Origin of the sequence: Glutamicibacter sp. (assembly GCF_050701915.1) — a bacterium.
GTDB lineage: Bacteria > Actinomycetota > Actinomycetes > Actinomycetales > Micrococcaceae > Glutamicibacter.
In genome coordinates, this window is sequence record NZ_JBOGEG010000062.1 from 1 (window position 1) to 6483 (window position 6483).

Genomic DNA, 6483 nt, shown 5'->3' on the forward strand with positions numbered 1-6483 from the left:
GGGAAGACTGATCGGGAGATCCGTCGATGCATCAAACGCTATCTCGTCCGTCGGATCTTCAGAATCTTCAGTGCTTCAAAAATGATTGAAGAGGTTCCGGTTGCGGCTTGACAGACATAGAAGAGTCGATGGGAAGGAAGCCACTGCTGGCTTCCTTCCCATCGGTCGGGGTGCGAGATCAATAAGGATATTACCGGATCCCGAACAATTGTCCAGAGGCTACTGGATCTGCTTACTTGTTGGCAGCGATGGCCTTCTCGACCTCAGTCGGGAAGTCCTGGGTTCCCAGTGCGAACTCCTTGCCCTGGATGAAGATCGAAGGGGTGCCAACAACGCCATCGTACTGGCCGGCGGTAGAGGCGTACTGGACGAATGGACGGAACTTGTCATCCTCGATGCAGCTTTCAACGGACTGCGCAGCGCCATTCTGGATCGCTAGATCGGCCAGCTCGGCGTTCTTCATCTCGCCCTCTGGGTAGTGGCCCCACAGAGCCTTGACGAAGCCCATATAGGCTTCTGGGCTCTCGTCTGCGACGCAAGCCAATGCGTTGGCGCCGCGCGAGGAGAAGTTGGTTGGTGAACCACGATCAAGGTAGCCAACGTTGCGGTATTCAACGGTGACGTCCCCGTTGGCCAGCCAGTCCTCGATCTGGTCGCCGTAGGTAGCCTCGAAATCTGCACAGTGAACGCAGTTGGCGTCAACGTACATGGCGATGTTGATCGGCTCGCCCTTTTCAGCCACCGTCAGGTCGCGTGGGGTAGCAGGCTTTGGCGCCTCGGCAGGGGCTTCGAGCGTCTTGATATCGACCTTGTCGATGGCCTTCTCTGCGACGGTGTCCGGCGAGGTGACCATGATGCCACCGCCTGCGGTACCGCCCTGCGGCACGGCGCCGGAGTCTGCCACCTTTGCGTTGTTGTTCTGCACGATCAAGGTAACTACCAGTGCGATGACCACAATGACTGCAGCCAATACGCCCAGCTTCACGAAAAGCGACTTGCGCTTCTGAGCGGCATCTTGAGCGGCACGCATCTGCGCCGCCTTCTCGCGGGCACTCGCGGTTCGCTCTGCCTTCGATGGGCGCGGGTTATTTGTAGACATAAATTTGGCGGTTCCTTGGTCAGCGGACAAGTATCATCTGGAGTCAAGCTTAGCCAACTCCGTGGGCCAATATCCTTGAAAACTCAAGATTCACCCACCTTCACAGGACTCACATATCTTTCGCATACAGGGCCCAAAGTGCTCCAAAAACCTTAACTTGAGCGTTAAACCAAGTCATCAGCGGAAATCGTTTCTTTGCGCCCGGTCTTTTGCTGACCACGCAACACGTGTTCAGAAGTAGCTCATATGACGGCGAAACCCGCACATCGTTCCCTTACCAGTCAGTTTTCACTAGGCTAAATAGCAAGAGCGAGGAAATTTGACGAGAAGTCATTCACTCAGAACCGACGAATCTGCACCACGCCGGTGAACCAGATTGAACAAACCAGGAGGTTTGCAGTGGGTACCCCAGCGCCGAGTACAAAGACCGAAAATTCCTACGATTTTGTGGTTGTAGCCAACCGCCTTCCCGTGGATCGCATCACCAATCCTGACGGGTCGCAAGGATTCCAGCGTTCGCCCGGCGGTTTGGTTACCGCCTTGGAACCGGTCATGGCTGCGTCCGAAGGTGCCTGGGTGGGCTGGCATGGCGGTATCGGCGAGGAGCTGGAGAGCTTCGACAAGGATGACATCCACCTGGTCCCGGTCCCCCTGGATGAAGATGACCTGACCCTCTACTACGAGGGCTTCTCCAACTCGACGCTTTGGCCGCTCTACCACGACGTAATCGTACCACCGGAATACCACCGCACCTGGTGGGACCGCTACAAGAGAATCAACCAGCGATTCGCCGACGCAGTACTGAAAATCGCCGCTCCGAACGCTACCGTCTGGGTCCACGACTACCAGCTGCAGCTAGTTCCGCAGATGCTGCGGCTAGCACGCCCCGATCTGAAAATCGGCTTCTTCCTGCACATACCGTTTCCGGCGGCCAGCCTGTTTTCGCAGCTGCCTTGGCGCACCCAGATCCTGCAGGGGCTGGTCGGCGCGGACCTGGTCGGGTTCCAACGCGAAACCGATGCCAGCAATTTCCTGCGCTGCTTGCGCCGGTTCACCGGCTACTCCACCAAGGGCGATGTGGCTTCGCCCCCAGCCGATAACGACATGCAGAATCTCTGCCGTGCCAATGCGCATCCGATTTCCATTGATACCGAGCAAATCGCCAAGCTCTCGCGCGATCCGCAGATCATCGCCCGTGCCGCGCAGATCCGCCATGAGCTGGGAAATCCGAAAACCATCATGCTCGGCGTGGACCGTTTGGACTACACCAAGGGCATTCGCCACCGCCTGAAGGCCTATGGCGAGCTGCTATCCGACCAGACTCTGCGCGCCGGTGATGTCTGCCTGATCCAGGTAGCCAGCCCCAGCCGGGAAAACGTGGACAGCTATATAGAGCTGCGTGACCAGGTGGAGCTAATGGTAGGGCAGATCACCGGCCAGCATGACACACTGAGCCACACCACCCTGCGCTACCTGCACCAGTCCTATCCGCTACGCGAAATGATCGCAATGTATCTGGCAGCCGATGTCCTGCTGGTCACGGCCCTGCGCGATGGCATGAATCTGGTGGCCAAGGAGTTCGTCGCTGCGCACCAGGATGGTCGCGGTGTGCTGGTGCTCTCGGAGTACACCGGCGCTGCCGATCAGCTGACCCAGGCTGTACTGGTCAACCCCCACGACATCGACGGGATGAAGGCCAGAATCGTTGAAGCGGTTCAGATGAATGAGTCCGAGCAGGAACGCCGGATGAAACGCATGAACCGCCACTTGGCGCTCAACGACGTCTCCAAGTGGTCCGAGGACTTCCTGGCCGAGCTGGCCGAGATCAACGCGGCCAGCTCCGTGCACGAAATCGTTCGCTAGAAAGATTCCGACTGGAATCGAGATCTCCGATGAGGAATTCCATTGCCTGAACTTGACCCTGCCCTGCATGCCGCGCTGGCTGAATTTGCCACCCATCAGCGGGTGCTCGTGGCTTTGGACTTTGATGGAACGATGTCCCCGCTGGTTGATCGGCCGCAAGAGGCCCGGCCGCTGCCGGAGTCTGCTGCTGCCTTCGAACAACTGGCTTCCAGTCCCGGGGTATACACCGCGGTGGTGTCGGGCCGAAACCTGCAGTCCTTAGGCGAGGTCTACCCTGAGCCGCGTCCAGAGATTTGCATTGGTTCGCACGGTGCCGAACGCTTGGTCCCGCCACAGCTGGGCGCGATCTGGCACGATGAGCAGCTGAGCGGTAAGCAATCCAAGCTGCTCGGGCAAATTACCCAGCGCTTGGAACGAGTCGCTGCGATGCATGAGAACGTCAGCTTGGAGTACAAGCCATCGGCCACGGTCCTGCATGTTCGCCAGGCAAGACCTGATGTGGCTGTCAAGGCCTTAGCGCAGGCACGGCAAGCGCTAGGTGATTTGGACGGCATCAAACTGCTTGAAGGCAAGGCGGTGCTAGAGGCCACTGTGCATCACGGCGATAAGGGCCAAAGCCTGCAGTGGTTGCGTGAAGTCCTCGACGTCCAGGCGGTCCTTTTTGTCGGCGATGACGTGACCGACGAGAACGGATTCAGGGTCCTTGGCGCAGCAGATCTGGGGATCAAGGTGGGGCCTGGGCCGACTGCGGCGGCGCATGCTATCCCTTCCCCCAGTGAATTACCAGACCTTTTGAAAAGTCTGATTTTCATGCGACACTAAAGTGTCCCAATTCACTTTCACTACGGATCGTCGGGCTCGTACCTGCCCGTGAAAGGATTGTCATCATGGCAACTGTGACCTTTGAAAAGGCCACCCGCATTTACCCGGGCGCACTTGTGCCTTCTGTCGACGCAATCGACTTGGAAATCCAAGATGGAGAATTCCTTGTTCTGGTCGGCCCCTCGGGTTGCGGCAAGTCCACCACCCTGCGCATGCTGGCAGGCTTGGAAGAAGTAAACTCCGGTCGTATTCTCATTGGGGATAAGGACGTAACCAACGTCCCTCCTAAGGACCGCGACATCGCCATGGTCTTCCAGAACTACGCGCTGTACCCTCACATGACCGTTGCCGAGAATATGGGCTTTGCCTTGAAGATCGCCGGCGTCGACAAGGAGGAACGCAAGAAGCGCGTACTGGAAGCAGCCAAGCTTCTCGATCTGGAGAAGTACTTGGACCGCAAACCCAAGGCCCTGTCCGGCGGTCAGCGTCAGCGTGTAGCCATGGGCCGCGCCATCGTTCGTTCACCCCAGGTGTTCTTGATGGACGAACCGCTGTCCAACCTCGATGCAAAGCTGCGTGTGCAGACCCGTACACAGATAGCTTCGCTGACCCGTCGTCTCGGTGTCACGACCGTGTACGTGACCCACGACCAGGTGGAAGCCCTGACTATGGGTGACCGCGTTGCAGTACTCAAGGATGGCGAGTTGCAGCAGGTAGGCACCCCTCGTGAGCTCTACGATCGCCCACGCAATGTCTTCGTCGCAGGCTTCATCGGGTCCCCTGCCATGAACCTGGTGCAGTTGCAGTCTTCCAATGGGCAGGTCGCTTTCGGTTCAGCAGTTATCGATGCTCCAGGAGCACAGGGTGGAACCACCTTGGGCTTCCGTCCAGAGGACATCGAGATTGTTGGAGCCGGCGAAGGAGTAGAGATTGTTGTAGACGTTGTTGAAGAGCTCGGCGCAGATGCCTACATCTACGGCTCGGCAGAGCTAGGCGGGGAAACCCAGATAGTCGTGGTTCGTGTTGACGGCCGTACGCCTCCCGCACGTGGACAGCGCATCAATATTGCACCAAATCTGCAGCACGCGCACCTGTTTGATACGGAAAGCGGTCTGCGCTTGGGCGACGCCTAATACTGGCTAGCGTCAATGGCGGCTTGGAATTTGAACTCCGAGCCGCCATTCGCTTTAAGCCCGCTGCTCTAGAATCCGGTTAAACATCGAAGGCCCCGAACAAAAGTTCGGGGCCTTCGGCAAATTATGCCCGGCGATGACCTACTCTCCCACACCCTCCCGAGTGCAGTACCATCGGCGCTGTGGGTCTTAGCTTCCAGGTTCGGTATGGATCTGGGCGTTTCCCCCACGCTATGATCGCCGTAACTCTATACCTCATGGCTAGCCATGGGAAAACTACGGTGTCATTCGCGATTGCGACAACTCCATAACTATATCAAGCACGCAGTGGTTGTGCCACTTCAGAACGCGTTGCCAACAGTGTCCTTCGCCATACTCAGCCGCTTGGGCTAGCTCCAGATATCATCCCCGCGGAGCGTGGCCTCGGCACCGCCATCGCAATAAATCGTTTGCCCGGTGACGTGAGTATTTTCTTCACTCGTTAGCCACAGCAGTAGCTTGGCAATTACCACGGCTTCAGAGTGGTAGTTCAATGGCATTGGCACGTTCTGGTCAACCATCGACTTGCCTTCTTCGGTCGCCAATAATTCCCGAGTCATGTTGGTAATCACGGTGCCAGGAGCCACAGCGTTCAATGGGATGCCTGCGCCGGCCCACTTCTCCGAGATGCACTCGCGGCGAACCCAGCGGCTCAGCGCACGCTTGGAGGACGGGTAATTCAGGTAACCGGATCGCGGGCCAGCGGCTTCCAGTGCTGCGCCAAGGGCCAGGGCTGTTTCTTCGTCGCCTGCAAGCAATGCATCAACGAGTTCAGCTGAATTCTGCTGGATCGAGGCCATCGAGGAAACTACGGCCACTCGTGGTGACTGCGAGAGCCCCAACGCCGGCAGGAGGCCTTCCAGATACCTGGTTACACCGAAGTAGTTTACCGATACGGTAATCGCCTTAGGAGCCGAGATGCCTGCGGCCGCGATAACCGCGTCAATCTTGCCCTCGGAATGCTCTAGGGTCTGGCTGATGGCGCTTAGCCGGCCCGCTTGCGTCGATAGGTCAGCAGTGACCTCAGCGTCACGTAGATCAACTCCAATGACCTTGTGCCCACGTTCTCGAATCAATTCTGCAGTGGCCGCACCAATACCGGAAGCAGCGCCAGTAACGACATAAGTTCTCACGTTCGGTTTCCCTCTTTCGCAATTGGAAGACGAGTCGAGACACCGTCGATAAGTCGGTCGCAGGCTCGCTCATATCCCACACTATGCCCATTTCGTGTGGCCTCTTGAACAATGATGCCTAAGTCAAGTGTTTATGGTTGCCACAGCCGCTTAGCAGCTACCTAGGTTAAAGCAGAAAAGAGGGGGAACCAGGCAGCGCCAGCTGCCCGATTCCCCCTCTTTTCTGGTTAAACAGGTGAGGCCCCCTAGCACCAACAGGTGCCCAAGGGGCCTCACACACATAAGTTAAGTCCGGCGGTGACCTACTCTCCCACACCCTCACGAGTGCAGTACCATCGGCGCAGTGGGCCTTAGCTTCCGGGTTCGGTATGGGACCGGGCGTTTCCCCCACGCT

5 protein-coding genes and 2 rRNA genes are annotated in these 6483 nt (G+C 57.8%); 3 read left to right on the forward strand and 4 right to left on the reverse strand.

Going from position 1 to position 6483, the window contains the following annotated elements; genetic code table 11:
• Window positions 1-232: 232 nt before the first annotated feature.
• Window positions 233-1099, reverse strand: coding sequence for a DsbA family protein (locus ACRDT3_RS18745; protein WP_431494430.1), 867 nt, complete (start codon window positions 1097-1099; stop codon window positions 233-235).
• 399 nt (window positions 1100-1498) lie between these two features.
• On the opposite strand from ACRDT3_RS18745, the gene ACRDT3_RS18750 reads away from it, so the two are divergent.
• The 3 genes from ACRDT3_RS18750 to ACRDT3_RS18760 all read left to right on the forward strand — a co-directional run bounded on the left by ACRDT3_RS18750 (window position 1499) and on the right by ACRDT3_RS18760 (window position 4917).
• A complete protein-coding gene (locus ACRDT3_RS18750; protein WP_431494431.1) occupies window positions 1499-2962 on the forward strand; it encodes an alpha,alpha-trehalose-phosphate synthase (UDP-forming) in 1464 nt (487 codons plus the stop codon).
• A 42-nt stretch (window positions 2963-3004) separates the two neighbouring features.
• Window positions 3005-3784: a trehalose-phosphatase gene (gene otsB / locus ACRDT3_RS18755; RefSeq protein WP_431494432.1), complete on the forward strand. Its 780-nt coding sequence runs from the start codon at window positions 3005-3007 to the stop codon at window positions 3782-3784.
• 65 nt (window positions 3785-3849) lie between these two features.
• Entirely contained in the window at window positions 3850-4917 is a 1068-nt protein-coding gene (locus ACRDT3_RS18760; RefSeq protein WP_431494433.1) for an ABC transporter ATP-binding protein, read from the forward strand.
• Window positions 4918-5045: 128 nt separating this feature from the next.
• On the opposite strand, the gene rrf (ACRDT3_RS18765) is transcribed toward ACRDT3_RS18760, so the two are convergent.
• The 3 genes from rrf (ACRDT3_RS18765) to rrf (ACRDT3_RS18775) all read right to left on the reverse strand — a co-directional run.
• Window positions 5046-5162: ribosomal RNA gene (gene rrf, locus ACRDT3_RS18765) — 5S ribosomal RNA — on the reverse strand.
• Between the two features lie 144 nt (window positions 5163-5306).
• A complete protein-coding gene (locus tag ACRDT3_RS18770) occupies window positions 5307-6089 on the reverse strand; it encodes an SDR family oxidoreductase (RefSeq protein WP_431494434.1) in 783 nt (260 codons plus the stop codon).
• A gap of 289 nt (window positions 6090-6378) precedes the next feature.
• A 5S ribosomal RNA gene (gene rrf / locus ACRDT3_RS18775) occupies window positions 6379-6483 on the reverse strand; the annotation flags it as partial.